Below are 16,795 nucleotides of genomic sequence, written 5' to 3' on the forward strand. Positions count from 1 at the left end.
GTGCTTGCCGCCGCGTCCGGGCGCGCGCGGTCAGGGCATATAGCTTCCCCCGTTCACATCGACGATCGCGCCGCTCACAAAGCCCGCTTCCTCCGAGGCCAGGTAGGCCACCGCGCTGGCGACATCGCCGGGCGTGCCCAGCCGCCCGACCGGGATGCGCTCCAGGTACTTGGCGTTGGCCGCCGCGCCGGCCTCGGCGGCCATGGGCGTCATGATGCGTCCAGGCGCCACGCAATTGACGGTGATCCCATCCGGGCCGCCCTCCAGCGCCAGCGTGCGCGCCAGGCTCAGCAGGCCGGACTTGGACGCCGCGTAATGCCCGCCCGCGATGGCCGACACCATGCGCGCGGCCTGCGAAGCGATGTTGACGATGCGGCCATAGCGCTGGCGCCGCATATGCGGCAGGCAGGCCTGGGCGCAGAGCAAGGCGCCGGTCAGGTTGATCTCCAGCACCTGCCGCCACTCGTCCGGGTCGACCGTGGCGGTGGGCGCGCGCACACCGCCGTGCTTGGGCGAGATGCCGGCGTTGTTGACCAGGATGTCGATGCGGCCGTAGCGCCGGATGGCTGCTTCGGCCAGGCGCGCGGTGTCGGCCGCGCTGGCCACGCTGCCGCTGACCGCCATGGCCCGGGCGCCGCTGGCATCCAGGCGGGCGCAGGCCGCTGCCAGCGCCTGCTCGTCGAGGTCGAAGAGCACCACGCTGGCGCCCTCCTCGCACAAGCGGGCGGCCACGGCCAGCCCGATGCCGCGCTGTCCGCCCGTCACCACCGCCACACGGCTGTCAAAGCGTCCCATGGGCGCGCTCCTAGACCGTGGCCACGGGCGTGACCGGTGAGCCGAACGAGCCGGGCAAGCGCAAGGGCGGGCAGGTCAGCATGAAACGATGGCGCTTGTGCTCGCGCAGCCAGGCGGCCAGCGGGGTGAGATACCAGAGTTCGCCCAGGTGGATACCCAGGCGGAACAGGCAGGCCTGGTGCAGCGGCAATCCTTCGCAGTGCGAACAATCGCCGTGGTCGTAGGGATAGCCCTCGACCGCGAAGTTGTCGGCGATCAGCACCGAGATCCCGCTCTCGTCGATCCAGCGCAGGAGCTCGGGGTCGCGGCCATCCAGCACCGCGCAGCTATGATGCAGCACATGGGGATCGGGATCGCCGCCCATGTCCATCAGGCGCTGGGCAAAGCCGGTATGCAGGCAGAGCATGTCGCCGCGCTCGACCTCCACGCCGTCTGCGCGCATGATGGCGCGCAGCTGCTCATAGCCCACATAGACCCGCTCATTGCCCAGATGGGCGTGCAGATCGACCAGCACGCCCCGGCCCTGCACGCCGGTCTCGGCCATCTTCTCTATGCCCAGCCGGCGCGCCACCGGGCCGCCGTCCTGCGGCGCCAGCACGTCCTCGCCGCCGCGGAAACCGTTGTAATAAAGCGGTTCGGCCACGCCGTCGCCGTCGGCGTCGAAATGCTGGCCCACATGGGACAGCGCATCCCATTGCGTGGAATACTGCGTGAACAGCGTCACCGAATCGTCGCTGGAGCAATCGATATAGCGCTCGTCCTCCAGCCGCAGCGGATAGTTGACGCTGGGCCGGCCCTCCTTGCGCCGGGCCACGTGCCGCACCGGCGGATGCCGGTTGGGGTTGAGCGCCGTGCCGCCGGGCAGGTCCAGCGGCAGGCTCAAGCAGAATGCCTCGCCGGTCCGCACCTCGCGCGCGGCCCGCACCCGCCCTTCGGGCGTGAGCAGGTTCAAGCGGCCCAGTTCATCGTCCGGCCCGAAATCGCCCCAGTTGGAACCGGGGGGCCGCTGTTTCCATCTCCCTGCCATCGCTATCTCCTTTGAGCGCGCGCCGGTCTAGTCGCCGGGACGCAGAATGATCTTGGACACCGCGCGTGCGCGGCACTGCGCAAATCCCTGCAGGCCTTCGGCCAGCGGCAGCTCGGCCGACACCATGGGCAGCACGTCCTCGGGCTGCTCGGCGATGCGCCGCGCGATGCTCAGCCATGAGGTCCGCCGCGAAGCATGCGCGCCGCGTATCTGCTGGCGGTTGCGCACCAGCGCCGTCATGTCCAGGCTGGCGGGCCGCGCATGTATGCCGGCGCTTACCAGCACGCCGTCCTTGCGCAGGATGGACAGCCCATCGGCAACGCTGGACGGATGCCCGGTCGCCTCCACCACCACATCGGCCAGTCCGGCGCCCAGGGCCTGCTCCAGCGCCTCGGGCAGCGTCAGGCCGTCCTCCAGGTCGATGGCATGCGTGGCGCCCACGGCCAGCGCCGTGCGCAGGCGCGGACCGTCGCCCTTGCCCACCACCACCACGCGCTCGGCGCCGCGCCAGCGCGCCGCGCGCGCGATGGCCTGCCCTATCGTGCCCGGGCCCAGCACCACCACCGTATCGCCAAAGCCGATCTCGCCCACCAGCGCGGCGTTGTCGCCCACCGCCAGCGGCTCCAGCATGGCGGCCAAGGCCGGCAGCGTGTGCCCGGCCAGGCGGATGCAGCTCAGGGCCGGCACCCGCACCTGCCGCGCGAAAGCGCCATCGCGCGTCAGGCCCAGCGTGGAGCGCGACAGACAACGCTGCGGCTGGCCGGCCGCGCACAGCTGGCATTTCATGCAGCTGGCCGTGGGCACCACGGCCACCAGGTCGCCTTCGGCCAGCCCGGCGGCCTGGCTGCCCAGCGCCACGACGCGACCGCAGAACTCATGCCCTATCGTCACCGGCAGGCGGGCGCGCATGAACTCATAGCTGGCATCCCAGTCGTAGACATGCAGATCGGACCCGCAGATGCCGGCGGCCTCCACCTGTATCAAGGCCTCATCCGGGCCGGGCGCCCCCGGGGCCGCGACTTCCTCGAAATTCAGGCCCGGCTGCGGGCCCGTCTTGCGCAAGGCAAGCATGCGATCTCCTTGTGGAATGGCCGTGCCTATTTGCCGACGTTGGCGCGCTGGCCCCAGGCCGGCAGCGGCACGGTAATGCGGTCGGTCACGCCGAATTCGGTGGGATAGATGGTGCGGATCTGCTGCTCCTGCCACTGGTCTATCATCGGAAAGGCGCGGGTGTTGTTGCCCGTCTGCGGATCGAACTTCAGGCCCCAGCCGACCATGGTCGAGCCCACCGGCTTGTCCAGGGCCAGGAAGGCCTCGCGCACCTTCTTCGGGTCGGTGCCGCCAGCGGCGGGCAGCACATCGTTCAGCAGCACCCACATCGCGTTAAAGCCCATGGCAGAGTGCGCCGAAGGCTTGCGGCCGAACTTCTTTTCGTACTCGCGGTGGAAATCGCGGAACAGCTGCGCCGCCTCGGGCTTGAGGCCTTCCGGATTGAAATAGGCCGAGGTGCCGGCATTGAAAATGCCATTGACGTCATCGCCCAGGGCCTGCGCGAAATCCGGGATGTTGTGCGCGCCGCCATTGCCTATCATGGCCTTGAGTTCCAGGTTCGCTTCGCGCGCCTGGCGCCAGAACAGGATGCCGTCGGGCGTATACGAGCAGGCGATCACGATGTCGGGGCGGCTGGCCTTGAAGCGCTGCACCACCGAGGACAGGTCGGTGGTCCGGTAGCTATAGCTGGCCGAATCCACCACCTGCACGCCCTTTTCCTTGAGCCACTTGCGCGCGCCCTCGGCCACCGCCTCGCCATACGAGCTGTCCTCGTTCATGATGGCGACCCGCGTCTTGCCCGGTTCCAGCCCGAGGCGGGGCAGGAGCACATCGGTGGCGTACTGCGCCCCGCCGCGTCCCAGCTCCGACGCGGGATAAATAAAGCGGAACAGGTTCTTGAAGCCGCGCTTGGTGATGTCATCGGCCACCGCGCCCTGCTCGACATAGATCACGCCATTGCGCTCGGCCACCTGGCTGGCGGCAAAGGAAATCGAACTGGCGTAGGAGCCCACGATCACCTTCACGCCGTCGCGCGTGATCAGGCGCGTGGCCTGCGAGGCCGCCTCATTGGAACCCGGCACGTCCACGGTCACGAAGCGCACGCTCTCGCCCTTGACCCCGCCCTTGGCGTTGACCATCTCGCGGGCCAGCTCGAAGCCCCGGTTGACATCATTGCCCAGGGAGGCCAGCGGGCCGGTCAGCGGCAACACCACGCCGATCTTGACTTCGGCCCGCGCCGCCGGCGCCGCCCCCAAACAAACCGCCGCGACCAGGGCGCCCAGCGCCGCCGCCCAGCCTTGCTTGAACATAATCGTCTCCTCCGCCCGTTCATGCGGGCCTGTGTTTTCGGGTTAAATCCCCAGGTAGGCCCGTCGGACCTCGGGGTTGTCGTTCAACTCATCACGGCTGCCGGCCAGCACCACCCGGCCCTGCTTGATCACATACCCCCGGTCGCAAGCCTTGATGGCCTGGCGCACGTTCTGCTCCACCAACAGCACCGAGGTGCCCAGCGCGCGGATGCGGGCAATGGCCTCGTAGACCTTGGAGACCACCACGGGCGCCAGGCCCAGCGAGACCTCGTCTATCATCAGCACGCGCGGCTGGGCCATCAGGCCGCGACCGATGGCGCACATCTGCTGCTCACCGCCGGACATCGTCCCCGCCAGCTGCGAGGCGCGCGCCTTGAGCACCGGAAACAGCTCATAGACGGTCTGCAGCATCCGCTCGCGTCCGGCCCGGGCATGCGGCGTGAAAGCCCCCAGTTCGAGGTTGGTCTTCACGCTCAGGCGGGGAAACAAGCGCCGGCCTTCGGGCACATAGACCAGCCCGCGCGCCACGGCATCATGCGTGGCCGTGCCGGTCAGGTCGCGGCCGTCGAGCCGGACGCTGCCGCTGTCGGCCGGCTGCAGCATGGCGATGGCGCGCATCAGCGTGGTCTTGCCCGCGCCGTTGGCGCCGACGATGGCCACCACTTCGCCCTGCTCCAGCGTGATGTCCACCCCGAAGAGCACCCGGGTGTCGCCGTACGAGACGTGCAGCCCGTCGATCTCAAGCAATGACACAGTCGTCTCCCAGATAGGCCCGCACCACGTCGGGATGATCCAGCACCGCCCTGGGCGCGCCATCGGCGATCTTGCGGCCCTGGTCCAGCACCACCACGCGGTCGGCCACGCTCAATACCGCTTCGATGTTGTGTTCGACCAGCAGGACCGTCATGCCGCCGTCCCTGAGCGCGCGTATCAGTTCGAGGATGCCCGCGACCTCGGCCATCACCAGGCCGGCCATGACTTCGTCCAGCAGGATCATGCGCGGGCCCGTGGCCAGGGCGCGCGCGACCTCCAGCCGCTTCTTGCCGCTGATGGTCAGCGTCGCGCTCGGCTGGTCTTCGCGCCCGCCCAGGCCGACCCGCTGCACCACTTCCCGGGCAAGCTCGCGCGCCCGGCCGATGTCGGCATGGCGGCGCAAGGCCCCCACCATGACGGTGTCCAGCACCGACATCGAGCCGAACAGCTGGGGAATCTGGAAGGTTCGCGCCAGGCCGCGATGGCAGGTGCCAGCGGCGTCGCCCGCGGGCAGCGTCTCGCCCTGAAAGCGGATGCTCCCCGCGTCCGGCGCGAGCGCGCCGGCGATCAGGTTGAACAGTGTCGTCTTGCCCGCCCCGTTGGGGCCGATCAGGGCGAGGATCTCGCCCTCGGCCACCGAGAGGCTGACCTTGTCGACCGCGCACAGGCCGCCGAAACGTTTTTCCACGGTATCGACATCAAGCATGGCGCGCCGCCTCCCGGGTCCGATTGGCCTGCTTGCGCCGGCGCTGCGACCAGGCCCCGACCACGCCCTGCGGCATGAGCATGACGATGACCACCAGCAAAGCGCCGTAGACCGCCAGATGCGCGCCGGCGCCGGCCGAGCCCAGCCAGTCGCGCAGAAACTCCTGCAGGGGCACCGCCACGGCCGCCCCCAGCAGCGGGCCGGCCAGCGTGCCCAGCCCGCCCAGGATGGACATCAGCGCCAGGTCGACCGAGATCGCCAGGCTGAACACCGTGCCCGGTTCGATATACAGCACGTACTGCGCCATCAGCGTGCCGCCCAGCGAGGTGAAGCCCGCGCTCAGCAGCAAGGCCAGCAGCTTGTAGCGGCGCAGATCGATGCCGCTGGCGCGGGCCGCCTCCTCGTTGTCGCGCAAGGCGTTGAGGTAATAGCCCGGGCGGCTGCGCGACAGCACATAGGCCACGGCGCAGACCAGCAGCATGAACAGACCGCCCAGCAGCGCATAGCTGCGCGGCTCGGCGAACATCATGCGCGCCAGGCCCGGCTCATAGTTGATGCTGATGCCATAGGGAATCTCGGCGTAGCGGCGCAGCCACAACAGCACGATGCGCGCCGTCTCGCCGACCGCGATGGTGGCCATGGAGAAGAACACGCCGCGCAGGCGGAAGGTCGGATACGAGATCAGGAAGGCCAGCAGCGCCGACAGGGCCACGCCCGCCAGCGCGCCGATCCAGGGCGACACCCCCGCCATGGTGTAGAGCAAGGTCGAGGTATACGCGCCTATCCCGAAAAAGGCCGTGTGGCCGAGCGAGAACTGGCCCGCGAAGCCGCCGAGCAGGTTCCAGGCCGAGGCCAGCCCGCCGTAGAGCATCACCAGGAACAGCAGGTTCAGGTAGAAGCGGTCCTCGATCACAAAGGGCAGGCCCAGGGCCAGCGCCAGCAGCGCCAAGGCGCCGGCGGCATCTCCCCGCCGCCGGTCCAGCCAAGCGAAGGCTTTCATTTCAGCCCCTCCTTTTCCGCGCCCTTGACGCCGAACAGGCCATTGGGCAGGCAGGCCAGCAGCACGATGAGCAACACGAAATGCGTGGCTTCCTTCAGGTCCGGCTCGAAAAAGCCCACCACGGTCTCGATCAGCCCCAGGATGAGGCCGCCGGCGACCGTGCCGGCCACATTGCCCAGCCCGCCCAGCACCACCACCACGAAAGAAATCAGCACAAAGCTCGACCCCACGCTGGGAAAGGCATAGAAGCTGGGAATGAGCACGCCGCCGGCCAGCACCGTCAGCCCGATGCCCAGCGCGAATGCCACGCTGAGCACCCGGTTGACATTGATGCCGACCAGGCGGGCCGCCGAGAGGTCCTGCGAGACCGCCTCGATGGCCTTGCCCAGGTAGGTGCGCTTGATGAAAAGCAGCGTGCCGCCCATCGCCGCCACGGCGAACAGAAAAGACACCAGGCGCGTGGTGCTCACATAAGCGCCGAACAAAGGCAGGGATTCCTGCTGCGGCGGCAGGATCTTCACCGTGAGATAGTCGGCCGAGAAAGCCATCAAGGCCACGTTCTGCAACACGATGCCCACGCCCAGCGTGGCGAACACCTGGGTCATCTCGGTCTTGTAGATCGTGTAGCGGATCAGGCCTTGATAGAACACCAGGCCCAGCACGGCCCCGCCGGCGAAGATCAGCGGCGAACCCCAGTACGGATTGATGCCCGTCAGGGTCCACAGCCAATACGCCGCATACATCCCTATCATCAGGAATTCGCCGTGGGCGAAGTTCACCACCTTGGCCACGCCGAAGATGAGGTTCAGCCCCATCGCGCCCAAGGCATAGACTCCGCCCAACAAAACCCCTGATATCAACAACTGCACAACGGTTTCCATACTGGCCCTCCAGAAACCGGGTTGCGAGAAGCGCGGGCGTTCAGGCGCCCTCGTACCAGGTCACCGGCGGGTAGGCGTTCGGGTCGGTCACCACGTCCAGCAAGGTGACCGTGCCGGCGGCCAGGGCCTGCCGCAGCGCCGGCGCCAGCTCGCGGGCATGCTCGATGCGCTGGCCCCGCGCGCCCACCGCGCGCGCGATGGCGGCATGGTCGACCGGCGCGAACTCGCAAGCGTCGGTATAGGCGCCGAACTTGATGTTCTCGGCGTGCTTCTGATAGCCCAGGATGCCGTTGTTCAGCACCACCAGCACCACCGGCAGCTTCATGCGCACGGCGGTCTCCAGTTCCGCCCAGGCATGGGCGAAACCACCGTCGCCGACCAGGCAGATGACCGGCGCCTCGGGCCGCGCCACGCGCGCGCCCAGCGCCATCGGCAGGCCCCAACCCAGGCCGGCCAGTCCGCGCGGCGTGATGAAACGGCTGCCCACGCCACGGGCGCGCAGGCAGTTGGCCACCCAGATGGAGGAATAGCTGGCGTCGGCCACCACCAGGGTCTCGGGGGTCAACAGGCGGTCGATCTCGCGCATCAGCCGCTCCGGACGGATGGGCGAGGCTTCGCTGCCGTTGACGTCGCCGGTCTGGCGCTCATACGCCTGGCGGCCTTGCGCGATGGCCGCCTCGACGCCGGCGCGCGCGGCGCGGCGGCGGCCCAGGTCCTGCTGCTGCAATGCGCGCGCCAGGGCCTCCAGGCTCAGCCGCGCATCGCCCACCAGGCGCAGCGCCTCATAATTGCGGCCCACCTCCTGGGGATCGACGTCGATGTGGATATAGCGCGCGTCGCGCGGATACAGCTTCCAGGAATCCGTGCCGTTCTGGTTGGTCCGGTTGCCCACCAGCAGCACCACGTCGGCCTCGGCGATCAGGGGTTTCATCGGCCGCGCCGCCCCGTTTTCGCCCATGAAGTACGACGCCACCCCGATGGACAGCGGATGGGTCTCGTCCACCGCGCCCTTGCCCATCACCGTCGTGGCCACCGGCAGCGAGGCGGCCTCCTGCAGCGCGGCCAGCGCCTGGCTGGCGCCCGACAGATGGATGCCGCCGCCGGCGATCACCACCGGGCGCTCGGCCTGGGCGATCAGGCGCGCGGCCTCCTGCAGCGCCTCGCCGGCCGGCAGGCCGCGGTCCAGCGGAAAGTGGCCCAGGCTGGCGCGCCGCGTGGCCAGGTCCGGCTCGGGCGCGGTCTCCAGCAGCAGATCGGCCGGCAGGAGCAGCACGGCGGGGCCGGGACGGCCGCCGCAAGCGGCGGTAAAGGCCATGTCCAGGTAATCGTCGATGCGGCTGGCGTCGATGACGCGGCGCACCCACTTGGCGCAAGGACGGAACATGGACTCATGGTCCAGCTCCTGGAAGGCATTGCGGTCGGTCTGGTCGCGGTTGACATCCTGCACCAGCGCGATCACGGGCACCGAAGCCTTCAGCGCTTCGGACAGCGGCGCCACCAACAGCGCGGCCGCCGGGCCGTTCTGCGCGGTCACGATCCCGGGCTTGCCGCTCACGCGGGCATAGGCGTCCGCCATATACCCCCCCGTGTTCTCCTGGCGATACGCCACTTGGCGGATGCCGAACTCGCGGCCGGCCAGATGCACCAGTGAGGGCAGGCTCTGCCCGAACAGGAATTCCACGCCGTGGCGCTTCAGGCCGGCGGCGATGCGATGGGCGACCGTGCCGTGTTGCAACAGGCCGCGGGAATGCAATGCGTGCGTGACGCTCATTGTGGTGTCTCCTCCTTGGTCTTTTTTAATATTCTATAAAATATAAACTGTGTCAACGTAACAACTGTATCCCGGCCGCCGCCGTTCACGGCGCTTGTTGTGTGGTATGAAGCTAAAACTTTCCGCAACGCCCCTATCGATGCCGCCCGATCCCCTTTCTTTTGACGATGCCGTCCCCGGCGAGCGCATTGCCCACAGCAGCCTGTCGTCCAAGGTCTACCAGTCCTTGCGCGCCTCCCTGGCCAACGGGGAATTGCTGCCCGGCCAGAAACTGACCGGCCGCATGGTGTCCGAACGCCTGGGCGTGAGCCAGACGCCGGTGCGCGAGGCCATGCTGCAGCTGGTCGCCGAGCGCGCGCTGACCATGAACCTGAACCGCTCCGTCACGGTGCCGGTCCTGAGCAAGGCCCAGTTCATCGAATTGCGCGATATCCGCGTGGCGCTCGAACGCCTTGCCAGCCGCTGCGCCGCGCCCCACGCCAGCCCCGCGGCCATCGACGCGGCCGAAGCCCTGCATCGACGCATGATCGCGGCCAAGCGCGCCGGCGACTATCCGGCCACCATGCGGCTGAACCGCGAGGTGCACTTCGCCGTCTACCAGCTGAGCGAACGCCCCGAGCTGGTGGCCCTGATCGAATCGCTCTGGATACGCACCGGGCCCTATCTCAACCTCATCTATCACCACGTCGACCCCACCACGATCGAGCCCCATCCGCATGAGCGGCTGTTCGAGGCCCTGCGCGCCGGCGATCCCGAAGCCTGCGCCGCCGCGACCGAGCGCGACATCATCGATGGCGGCCGCGCCATCCTGGTGGGGCTGGAAGAAACGGCGCGCTGACAGGGCGCGGCCCGGGACGCCGGGTCAGCCCCCGCAAGGCCCTGTCCGGCGCTGTCTCACATCGCCAGGCAGCGGCGCCTCGATGGCTCCCACCGGCAAACCGGCCGGTTTTCCCCTCGTAAAAGCGTTGACACTGAAAAGCCGTCCTTCTACCTTTACGCCCCATGAAGGACAGGCCTATTACGACGATTGACAAAGACGGCATCGACGCGCCACTGACCGACGTGGTGTACCAACGCATGCTGGACAGCATCTATGCCGGGGCGCTCGCCCCGGGCAGCGTGATCAACGAGGTCGAGCTCGCGCGCGAGTTCGGTGTCAGCCGCGGCCCGGTGCGCGAGGCCGTGCGCCGCCTGCAGGGCATCCAGATCGTCACGCGCGAGCCCTACACCAAGGCGCGCGTGGTCACCATGACGGCCGCCTCGGCCCTGGAGCTGTTCCAGATGCGCATGGGCCTGGAGGGCGTGGCCTGTTTCCTGGCCACGCAACGCATGAGCGACGCCGATATCGATCAGCTGCAGCGCGACCTCGAAGCCCACCAGCAAAGCCGCGCCGCGCGCGGCGGCGCCGGCCGCCACTTCGACCTGCACGAGCGCATCGTGCGGGCCAGCGGCAACAAGCGCATCATCACCGCGCTGTGCGACGATCTCTATCATCTGCTGCGCATCTACCGCCGCCATTCGGGCTCCGTGCTCGAGCGCAAGGACGACGCCTTCGAGGAGCACTGGCAGATCGTGCGCGCCATCTCCCGCCGCGACGCGCGGCTTGCCGAATCCCTCATGCGGTCGCACATCGAGCGCGCGGCCAACCACGTCGCCGGCCAGCTGGGCGGCGCTTCCTAGACGGCGGCGGGGCTCAAAGCGCTTCGAGAAAGCGCATGCGGAAGCGGCGGCCCTTGATATTGCAGTTGGACAGGCGCGAGAAAGCCTGCTTGGCGATCTGGCGGTCCAGCGCCACGTAGGCGGTGAACTCGGTGATATGGATCTTGCCCACCTGCTCGAACGTCAGCCCGCCATCGCCGGTCAGGGCGCCGAGCAGATCGCCGGGCCGCAGCTTGTCTTTCTTGCCCCCCTGGATGCACAAGGTGATCATGGGTGCCCGCAAGGGGCGGTCCGACTTGGGGCGCAGCGTCTTGATATCGGCCCATTTGAGCGGCGCGCCCTGGTACTGTTCGATCAGATTGGCCCAGCGCATTTCCTCGGCCGAGCACAGGCTCAGCGCCAGTCCCTTCTGTTCGCCCCGGCCGCTGCGGCCGATGCGATGCACATGGACTTCGGTGTCCTTGGTCACGTCCACATTGATTACCGCGCCCAGGTTCTGGATGTCCAGGCCGCGCGCGGCCACATCGGTGGCCACCAGCACGGCGCAGCTCTGGTTGGCGAACTGGATCAGGATCTCGTCGCGCTCGCGCTGCTCCAGGTCGCCGTTGAGCGCCTGGGCGCTGATGCCCGCGGCTTGCAGGCGCTCGACCAGGTCGTGGCTGCGGATCTTGGTATTGCAGAACGCCAGCGTGGACACCGGCCGGAAATGGGCCAGCAGCGCGACCACGGCGTCCAGCCGCTCGTCCTCGTCGACCTCGTAGAAAATCTGCTCGATGCGGCTGGCGTCATGCTGGGCCTCGACCTTGACCTCGGCCGGATTGCGCAGGAAACGGGCGCTGAGCTTGCGGATGTTCTCCGGGTAGGTGGCCGAAAACAGCAGGGTCTGGCGCTTGAGCGGGCAGTGCGAGGCAATGGCGGCGATATCGTCATAAAACCCCATGTCCACCATGCGGTCGGCTTCATCGAGCACCAGGGTTTTCAGGCCCGACAGATCCAGGCTGCCGCGCGCCAGGTGATCCTGGATGCGGCCGGGCGTGCCCACCACCAGATGGGTGCCGCGGGCCAGCGACTCGGCCTGCGGACGCGCGGCGGCCCCGCCGCACAGGGTCAGCACCTTGACGTTGGGGATCAGCCGGGCCAGGCGGCGCAGCTCCTGCGCCACCTGGTCTGCCAGCTCGCGCGTGGGGCAAAGCACCAGCCCTTGCGGCACGAGGCGGTCGACCTCCAGCGTCTGCAGCAGGCCCAGGCCGAAGGCCGCCGTCTTGCCGCTGCCGGTCTTGGCCTGCGCGATCAGGTCGCGGCCCTCCAGGATGAGCGGCAGGCTCTGCGCCTGGATGGGCGTCATCTGCCCGAAGCCCAGGCCCTGGAGATTTTCCAGCAGCGCCGGCAGCAGCGGCAGGGAAGAAAAAGACGTGTCGGTCACAATAGGGTCGGATGGCGACATCCGCGAAAAACAGGGTTGACCGACAGTGTATGCGCTACGGCCGGACAGCGGCCGCGCCAGGCCTATATGGCCGGCCGGTCGCCGATCCAGGCCGAGAACCGCAGCAGATAGCCGTCGGGGTCCTGCACCAGGAACTGCCGCACGCCGACTTCGACGGCATTGCTGCGGTACCAGCGCTCCTGCGGCTCGCGATACAAGGGCCAGCCGGCCCGCGCCAGCCGCGCCAGCATGGGTTCGATGGAAGCCACCTTGATCTCGAAATTGATGCCCCGCCCGCGCGGCGCCTGCAGGTCCGCGGTGATCCAGTTGTCCCCCCCGCGCACCTCTTCCAACATGAATTGCGCGCCATCCAGGTCCAGATAGACAAAGCCCTCCGCCTCGCGGCGGTAGGCGATTTCAAAGCCGCACAGATCCATCCAGAACGCCAGGCTGCGCGACAGATCGCTGACCAGCAATTCCGGCACCATGCGGGCGCGTTGCAAGGTTTGCATGAAACCCCTCCTCTTGGGCAGCCGACATCATGCCAGAACCTTGTCGCCACCGCCCCGCTGCGGCACAATGTCCTGCGTCAATCCCTGGGCGTTGGCCTGGCTCATGACCGACTCCGCTGCCCTCTTCGACCTCCACCGCCCCCGTCTCTTTGGCATCGCCTACCGCATGCTTGGCGCCGTCGCCGAAGCCGAGGATGTCGTGCAGGACGCCTGGCTACGCTGGCACGAGGCCGACCGCCCGAAGATCGGCAATGCCGAAGCCTGGCTGGTGAGCGTCACCACGCGGCTGGCCATTGATCGCCTGCGCGCGGCCCGGGCCGAGCGCGAGCGTTATGTGGGCGTCTGGCTGCCCGAGCCCCTCCTGATGGCCGCCCCCTCCACGCCGGAAGAAATCCATGAACGGGCCGATGATGTCTCGGTGGCCTTCCTCTTCATGCTGGAGCGGCTGTCGCCGGACGCGCGCGCGGCCTTTTTGATGCGTGAAGTGTTCGATGCCGACTATGAAGACGTCGCCCGCACCCTCGAAAAGACCGAAGCCGCCACACGGCAGCTGGTGCGGCGCGCCAAACTGCAACTGCGCCAGGGCTCGCCCCGCGAGACCGTGCCTCGCGCAACCCTGCGGCGCCTGCTGCTGGCGTTCTCCGAAGCGATGCAGCAGGGCGATTTCCATGGTTTGCACGCCCTGCTGAGCGATGACGCCGAGCTCATCGGCGACGGCGGCGGCAAGGTGAGCAGTTTTGCCAGCCTGGTGGGCGGCAAGCGCCTGGCGCAACTGTTCTACGCCGGCAAGCGCCGCTACCGCGACGCGCTGCATACCGAGGTGTTGCAGGTCAACGGGCAATGGACGCTGCTGCGTTTTATCGAAGGCACACTGGAGTCCGTGCAGTCCTACGAAACGGACGGGCAGCGCCTGACGCGCGTGCTGGTGCAGCGCAATCCCGACAAATTGGCGCGCATTGCCTCCACGCTGGCCCGGGCCTGATGCCCCGCCTGTGTTGCCGGCCGGGCAACACGGTGATCCCTGGCGCGGGCCTACCTCCCTGCCCGGCACGCCTCTACCATGGACCTGTCACTCCATCCCCAAGGACAGGCCATGCCCAAGATCACCCGCTTCGCAGCGTCCCTCGCCATCGCCGCCAGTCTGCTGACGGGCGCGCGGGCGGCGCCCCCCGGCCATACCCCATCCGCCGTGCCCCCGGCGCCTCCGGTCATCACGGCGCTGATGAGCCAGGCCTTGGCCGACATCCCCGGCAAGGAGGGGCTGATGCTCCTGGTCGACTACCCTCCCGGCGCGGCCGACCCCATCCATCGCCATGACGCCTCCGCCTTCGTCTATGTCCTGGAAGGCAACATCGTCATGCAGGTCGAAGGCGGGCGGGAGGTCACGCTGGCGCCCGGCCAGACCTTCTACGAGGGCCCCAGCGATATCCATCTGGTGGGCCGCAACGCCAGCCTGACCCAGCCGGCCAGGTTCCTGGCGGTACTGGTCAAGACGCAGGGCGCCCCCGCGCTGACCCCCATCAAGTAGGCAGCCGGCAACTTTTTTTGCCGGCGATGTCACAAACCCGTCTGCTGAACCGTCTTAGGAGATAGGATCCCTTCATACCGACACCATCGCCATGTCGATACCCCATCCCGATTTCCTGGTTTCCCGCCAGCCGGATTCCTTGGCCGGCACTTTCGCGACCAGCTACGCCGGCGTCATCGCCTTTATCGCCGTGGCCACCGAAGGCAATTTCGCCAAGGCTGGCGACAGGCTGGGCATAGGCCGCTCGGCCGTCAGCCGCGCCGTGCAAAAACTGGAAGACCAGTTGGGCACCCGGCTGTTCGTGCGCACCACCCGCCATACCACCCTCACCGTCGAGGGCCAGCGCTTTCTCGACCAATGCCAGCCCGGCGTCGAGCGCATCATCCGGGCCCTGGACGACATGCGCGAACTGCGCGACGGACCGCCCACGGGCCAGCTGCGCGTCTGCTCGACCGTCGGCTTCGGCCGCAAGATCGTGGCTCCGCTGATCCACGGATTCCGCGCAAGCTATCCGGCCATCTCGGTGGAGTTGCGGCTCGATGACGGCCCCACCGATTTCACCACCGACCGCGTCGACCTCTCGTTTCGCAACGGCCGCATGGAAGACAGCCAGGTGATCGCCAAGAAGATCATCCCCATGCAGATGATGCTGTGCGCATCGCCCGGCTACGCCGCGCGCCACGGCGTGCCAGCCAGCGTGGACGCGCTCGCCGGCCACCACGGCGTGAATTTCATGTTTGCCTCGGGGAGGGTGTACGAATGGGAATTCAAGATCGGGGGCCATCTGCGCAAGTTCACGCCGCCGGCCATGCTCACGTTCAACGACGCCGACTTGGTGCTGCAAGCCGTGCTCGACGGGCACGGCATCGCCCAGATGGCCGGCTATCAGGTCCGCGACCACCTGCGGGCGGGCCGCCTGGTCGCCTTCCTGCCGCAGTATGCGCCCGACGATCGCGGCCACTACCTGTGCTTCATGGGCCGCCAGCATCTTCCGGCCCGCATGCGGCTGTTCATTGACTACATGACCGAGCAAATCCGGGCGCTCGAGGCTGAAAATCCCCGCCCCGGCACTCGTCCAGGCTGGATGGGGGCGGCGGCCTCAGTCTGCGCATGAGAGCTCCCGCCGCCTGCTAATGCCGTGCGCCGGAACGGCTGAACCACGTGTCGAAGCCGATGGTTCCCAGGCGCGGCCCCGGCAGCAGCGTGTCTTCGCCGAGCAGGGCGCCAAAGTAGCGCGCGCTCCAGTCTGCCCTGACCGGACGGGTATCGCCGATTTGGCGCAGATAGCGTTCCGCCAGCTCCGCCAGGCGCATCCGTTCGGGACCCGCGATCTCGACCGTCGCGTTCAAGGCCGGTCCCAGGGCCGCGTCAGCCATGGCCTGGGCCACATCGTCCGAAGCGATGGGCTGCACCCAAGCCGGCGACAGACGCACTTCGCCGCCCACCGTGCCCGCCTGCACGATCCCACCCAGGAACTCGAAGAACTGTGTGCTCTGGACGATCGTATAGGGGATGCTTGCCGCCTTGATCAATTGCTCTTGCACGATCTTGCCGCGGAAATAACCGCTCTCGGCCAGCCGCTGTGTGCCAACCACCGACAGCGCGACATGGTGGCGCACCCCGGCCCGGGCCTCGGCCGCCAGAAGATTACGCCCGGACGCCCGGAAGAAGTCCAGGACGGCCCTGTCCTCGAAGGACGGTGAATTGGCGACGTCGACCACGGTATCGACGCCGGCCAGCGCCGCGTCCAGCCCTTCCCCGGTAAGCGTATTGACGCCCGTCGCCGGCGAGGCCGCCATCGCCTCGTGGCCGCGCCCGATAAGCCGTTTGACGAGCTTGGACCCGATCAGGCCCGTGCCGCCGATGACGAGGACTTTCATGATGGCCCCTTTTAGTTGAACGTGGCCTTGTCCAGGCCATACGCCTTGTCGGCCGATCCGGGCACGGTGCGAAAGCCCACATTGAGCCGGTTCCAGCCATTGATCGCCATCACCGCAAAGCTCAGGTCGGAGATTTCCTTCTCCGACAGCTGACCGCGCACGCGCTCGTAGACCTCGTCGGGCACGCCGTGCGCGCCCAGGATGGTCAGCGCCTCGGTCCAGGCCAGGCAGGCCCGCTCGCGCGGCGAGAATTCGGCCGACTCGCGCCAGATGGCGACATGGTGCAGGCGCAGCTCGCGCTCGCCATGCAGCTTGGCCTGCTTGATGTGCATGTCGAGGCAGAAGCCGCAGCCATTGATCTGCGAGGCCCGGATCTCGACCAGGTCCAGGATGGATTGTTCGATGGCCCCGGACTTCAGGAGCATGCCGAATTCGACGAATTTCTTGAAAAGCTCGGGCGATTGCGCGAAGGCGTTCAGACGCTGGCTCATGATGATTCC

The 16,795-nt window shown here is 67.9% G+C and carries 18 protein-coding genes and 1 pseudogene; 5 read left to right on the top strand and 14 right to left on the bottom strand.

Annotation, left to right across the window (positions count from 1 at the left end):
* Positions 1-30: 30 nt before the first annotated feature.
* The 10 genes and pseudogenes from AXA74_RS04340 to AXA74_RS04380 form a co-directional block, all read right to left on the bottom strand.
* Positions 31-795, bottom strand: coding sequence for an SDR family NAD(P)-dependent oxidoreductase (locus tag AXA74_RS04340; protein WP_029578436.1), 765 nt, complete (start codon positions 793-795; stop codon positions 31-33).
* Between the two features lie 10 nt (positions 796-805).
* Positions 806-1,822, bottom strand: coding sequence for a cyclase family protein (locus tag AXA74_RS04345; protein WP_029578435.1), 1,017 nt, complete (start codon positions 1,820-1,822; stop codon positions 806-808).
* Between the two features lie 27 nt (positions 1,823-1,849).
* The gene (locus AXA74_RS04350; RefSeq protein ID WP_029578434.1) at positions 1,850-2,893 is read right to left on the bottom strand and encodes a zinc-dependent alcohol dehydrogenase; all 1,044 of its coding nucleotides are present in this window, start codon (positions 2,891-2,893) and stop codon (positions 1,850-1,852) included.
* A 26-nt stretch (positions 2,894-2,919) separates the two neighbouring features.
* On the bottom strand, positions 2,920-4,182 hold the full coding sequence (locus tag AXA74_RS04355) for an ABC transporter substrate-binding protein (protein ID WP_032954811.1): 1,263 nt from the start codon (positions 4,180-4,182) through the stop codon (positions 2,920-2,922).
* Between the two features lie 42 nt (positions 4,183-4,224).
* Complete coding sequence (locus tag AXA74_RS04360) at positions 4,225-4,935, bottom strand: ABC transporter ATP-binding protein (RefSeq protein WP_306377999.1); 711 nt, start codon at positions 4,933-4,935, stop codon at positions 4,225-4,227.
* Positions 4,922-5,179, bottom strand: a complete 258-nt coding sequence (locus tag AXA74_RS24840) for an ABC transporter ATP-binding protein C-terminal domain-containing protein (protein ID WP_407060209.1) — start codon at positions 5,177-5,179, stop codon at positions 4,922-4,924. The genes AXA74_RS04360 and AXA74_RS24840 overlap by 14 nt, the downstream gene beginning before the upstream one ends.
* Positions 5,168-5,641, bottom strand: a pseudogene (locus AXA74_RS04365) (ABC transporter ATP-binding protein); the annotation flags it as partial. The gene AXA74_RS24840 and the pseudogene AXA74_RS04365, both read right to left, overlap by 12 nt.
* On the bottom strand, positions 5,634-6,641 hold the full coding sequence (locus tag AXA74_RS04370; RefSeq protein ID WP_029578430.1) for a branched-chain amino acid ABC transporter permease: 1,008 nt from the start codon (positions 6,639-6,641) through the stop codon (positions 5,634-5,636). The gene AXA74_RS04370 and the pseudogene AXA74_RS04365, both read right to left, overlap by 8 nt.
* Positions 6,638-7,522 carry a branched-chain amino acid ABC transporter permease gene (locus tag AXA74_RS04375; protein ID WP_032954808.1) on the bottom strand — a complete coding sequence of 295 codons (885 nt, stop codon included), beginning with the start codon at positions 7,520-7,522 and terminating at the stop codon, positions 6,638-6,640. Before AXA74_RS04375 ends, AXA74_RS04370 begins: the two co-directional genes overlap by 4 nt.
* A 40-nt stretch (positions 7,523-7,562) precedes the next feature.
* Positions 7,563-9,293: an acetolactate synthase catalytic subunit gene (locus tag AXA74_RS04380; RefSeq protein ID WP_029578428.1), complete on the bottom strand. Its 1,731-nt coding sequence runs from the start codon at positions 9,291-9,293 to the stop codon at positions 7,563-7,565.
* 139 nt (positions 9,294-9,432) lie between these two features.
* Here AXA74_RS04380 and AXA74_RS04385 point away from each other — a divergent pair, with 139 nt between their 5' ends.
* Together AXA74_RS04385 and AXA74_RS04390 are read left to right on the top strand one after the other, a co-directional pair.
* A complete protein-coding gene (locus AXA74_RS04385; RefSeq protein ID WP_029578427.1) occupies positions 9,433-10,131 on the top strand; it encodes a GntR family transcriptional regulator in 699 nt (232 codons plus the stop codon).
* Between the two features lie 164 nt (positions 10,132-10,295).
* Positions 10,296-10,973, top strand: a complete 678-nt coding sequence (locus AXA74_RS04390) for a GntR family transcriptional regulator (protein WP_029578426.1) — start codon at positions 10,296-10,298, stop codon at positions 10,971-10,973.
* Positions 10,974-10,986: 13 nt separating this feature from the next.
* Here AXA74_RS04390 and dbpA read toward each other — a convergent pair whose 3' ends face one another.
* Complete coding sequence (dbpA, locus tag AXA74_RS04395) at positions 10,987-12,375, bottom strand: ATP-dependent RNA helicase DbpA (protein ID WP_029578425.1); 1,389 nt, start codon at positions 12,373-12,375, stop codon at positions 10,987-10,989.
* Between the two features lie 83 nt (positions 12,376-12,458).
* The gene (locus tag AXA74_RS04400; protein WP_032954807.1) at positions 12,459-12,887 is read right to left on the bottom strand and encodes a bleomycin resistance protein; all 429 of its coding nucleotides are present in this window, start codon (positions 12,885-12,887) and stop codon (positions 12,459-12,461) included.
* A 103-nt stretch (positions 12,888-12,990) separates the two neighbouring features.
* Here AXA74_RS04400 and AXA74_RS04405 point away from each other — a divergent pair, with 103 nt between their 5' ends.
* The 3 genes from AXA74_RS04405 (at position 12,991) to AXA74_RS04415 (ending at position 15,529) form a co-directional block, all read left to right on the top strand.
* A complete protein-coding gene (locus AXA74_RS04405) occupies positions 12,991-13,869 on the top strand; it encodes an RNA polymerase sigma-70 factor (RefSeq protein ID WP_029578423.1) in 879 nt (292 codons plus the stop codon).
* A 111-nt stretch (positions 13,870-13,980) separates the two neighbouring features.
* Positions 13,981-14,415: a cupin domain-containing protein gene (locus tag AXA74_RS04410; RefSeq protein WP_032954806.1), complete on the top strand. Its 435-nt coding sequence runs from the start codon at positions 13,981-13,983 to the stop codon at positions 14,413-14,415.
* 91 nt (positions 14,416-14,506) lie between these two features.
* Complete coding sequence (locus AXA74_RS04415; protein WP_032977861.1) at positions 14,507-15,529, top strand: LysR family transcriptional regulator; 1,023 nt, start codon at positions 14,507-14,509, stop codon at positions 15,527-15,529.
* Positions 15,530-15,545: 16 nt separating this feature from the next.
* On the opposite strand, the gene AXA74_RS04420 is transcribed toward AXA74_RS04415, so the two are convergent.
* Positions 15,546-16,295, bottom strand: a complete 750-nt coding sequence (locus AXA74_RS04420; protein ID WP_032977864.1) for an SDR family oxidoreductase — start codon at positions 16,293-16,295, stop codon at positions 15,546-15,548.
* Positions 16,296-16,306: 11 nt separating this feature from the next.
* Entirely contained in the window at positions 16,307-16,786 is a 480-nt protein-coding gene (locus AXA74_RS04425) for a carboxymuconolactone decarboxylase family protein (RefSeq protein WP_029578419.1), read from the bottom strand.
* Between the last annotated feature and the right edge of the window lie 9 nt (positions 16,787-16,795).

This window comes from Bordetella hinzii LMG 13501, assembly GCF_001548475.1.
GTDB lineage: Bacteria > Pseudomonadota > Gammaproteobacteria > Burkholderiales > Burkholderiaceae_B > Bordetella > Bordetella hinzii.

Coding starts and splice junctions, on each gene's coding strand:
- AXA74_RS04345 (WP_029578435.1), bottom strand. CDS start 1,822: ATGGCAGGGAGATGGAAACAGCGGCCCCCCGGTTCCAACTGGGGCGAT.
- AXA74_RS04410 (WP_032954806.1), top strand. CDS start 13,981: ATGCCCAAGATCACCCGCTTCGCAGCGTCCCTCGCCATCGCCGCCAGT.
- AXA74_RS04420 (WP_032977864.1), bottom strand. CDS start 16,295: ATGAAAGTCCTCGTCATCGGCGGCACGGGCCTGATCGGGTCCAAGCTC.
- AXA74_RS04355 (WP_032954811.1), bottom strand. CDS start 4,182: ATGTTCAAGCAAGGCTGGGCGGCGGCGCTGGGCGCCCTGGTCGCGGCG.
- AXA74_RS04400 (WP_032954807.1), bottom strand. CDS start 12,887: ATGCAAACCTTGCAACGCGCCCGCATGGTGCCGGAATTGCTGGTCAGC.
- AXA74_RS04380 (WP_029578428.1), bottom strand. CDS start 9,293: ATGAGCGTCACGCACGCATTGCATTCCCGCGGCCTGTTGCAACACGGC.
- AXA74_RS24840 (WP_407060209.1), bottom strand. CDS start 5,179: ATGATCCTGCTGGACGAAGTCATGGCCGGCCTGGTGATGGCCGAGGTC.
- AXA74_RS04375 (WP_032954808.1), bottom strand. CDS start 7,522: ATGGAAACCGTTGTGCAGTTGTTGATATCAGGGGTTTTGTTGGGCGGA.
- AXA74_RS04350 (WP_029578434.1), bottom strand. CDS start 2,893: ATGCTTGCCTTGCGCAAGACGGGCCCGCAGCCGGGCCTGAATTTCGAG.
- AXA74_RS04415 (WP_032977861.1), top strand. CDS start 14,507: ATGTCGATACCCCATCCCGATTTCCTGGTTTCCCGCCAGCCGGATTCC.
- AXA74_RS04340 (WP_029578436.1), bottom strand. CDS start 795: ATGGGACGCTTTGACAGCCGTGTGGCGGTGGTGACGGGCGGACAGCGC.
- AXA74_RS04385 (WP_029578427.1), top strand. CDS start 9,433: ATGCCGCCCGATCCCCTTTCTTTTGACGATGCCGTCCCCGGCGAGCGC.
- AXA74_RS04370 (WP_029578430.1), bottom strand. CDS start 6,641: ATGAAAGCCTTCGCTTGGCTGGACCGGCGGCGGGGAGATGCCGCCGGC.
- AXA74_RS04425 (WP_029578419.1), bottom strand. CDS start 16,786: ATGAGCCAGCGTCTGAACGCCTTCGCGCAATCGCCCGAGCTTTTCAAG.
- AXA74_RS04390 (WP_029578426.1), top strand. CDS start 10,296: ATGAAGGACAGGCCTATTACGACGATTGACAAAGACGGCATCGACGCG.
- AXA74_RS04405 (WP_029578423.1), top strand. CDS start 12,991: ATGACCGACTCCGCTGCCCTCTTCGACCTCCACCGCCCCCGTCTCTTT.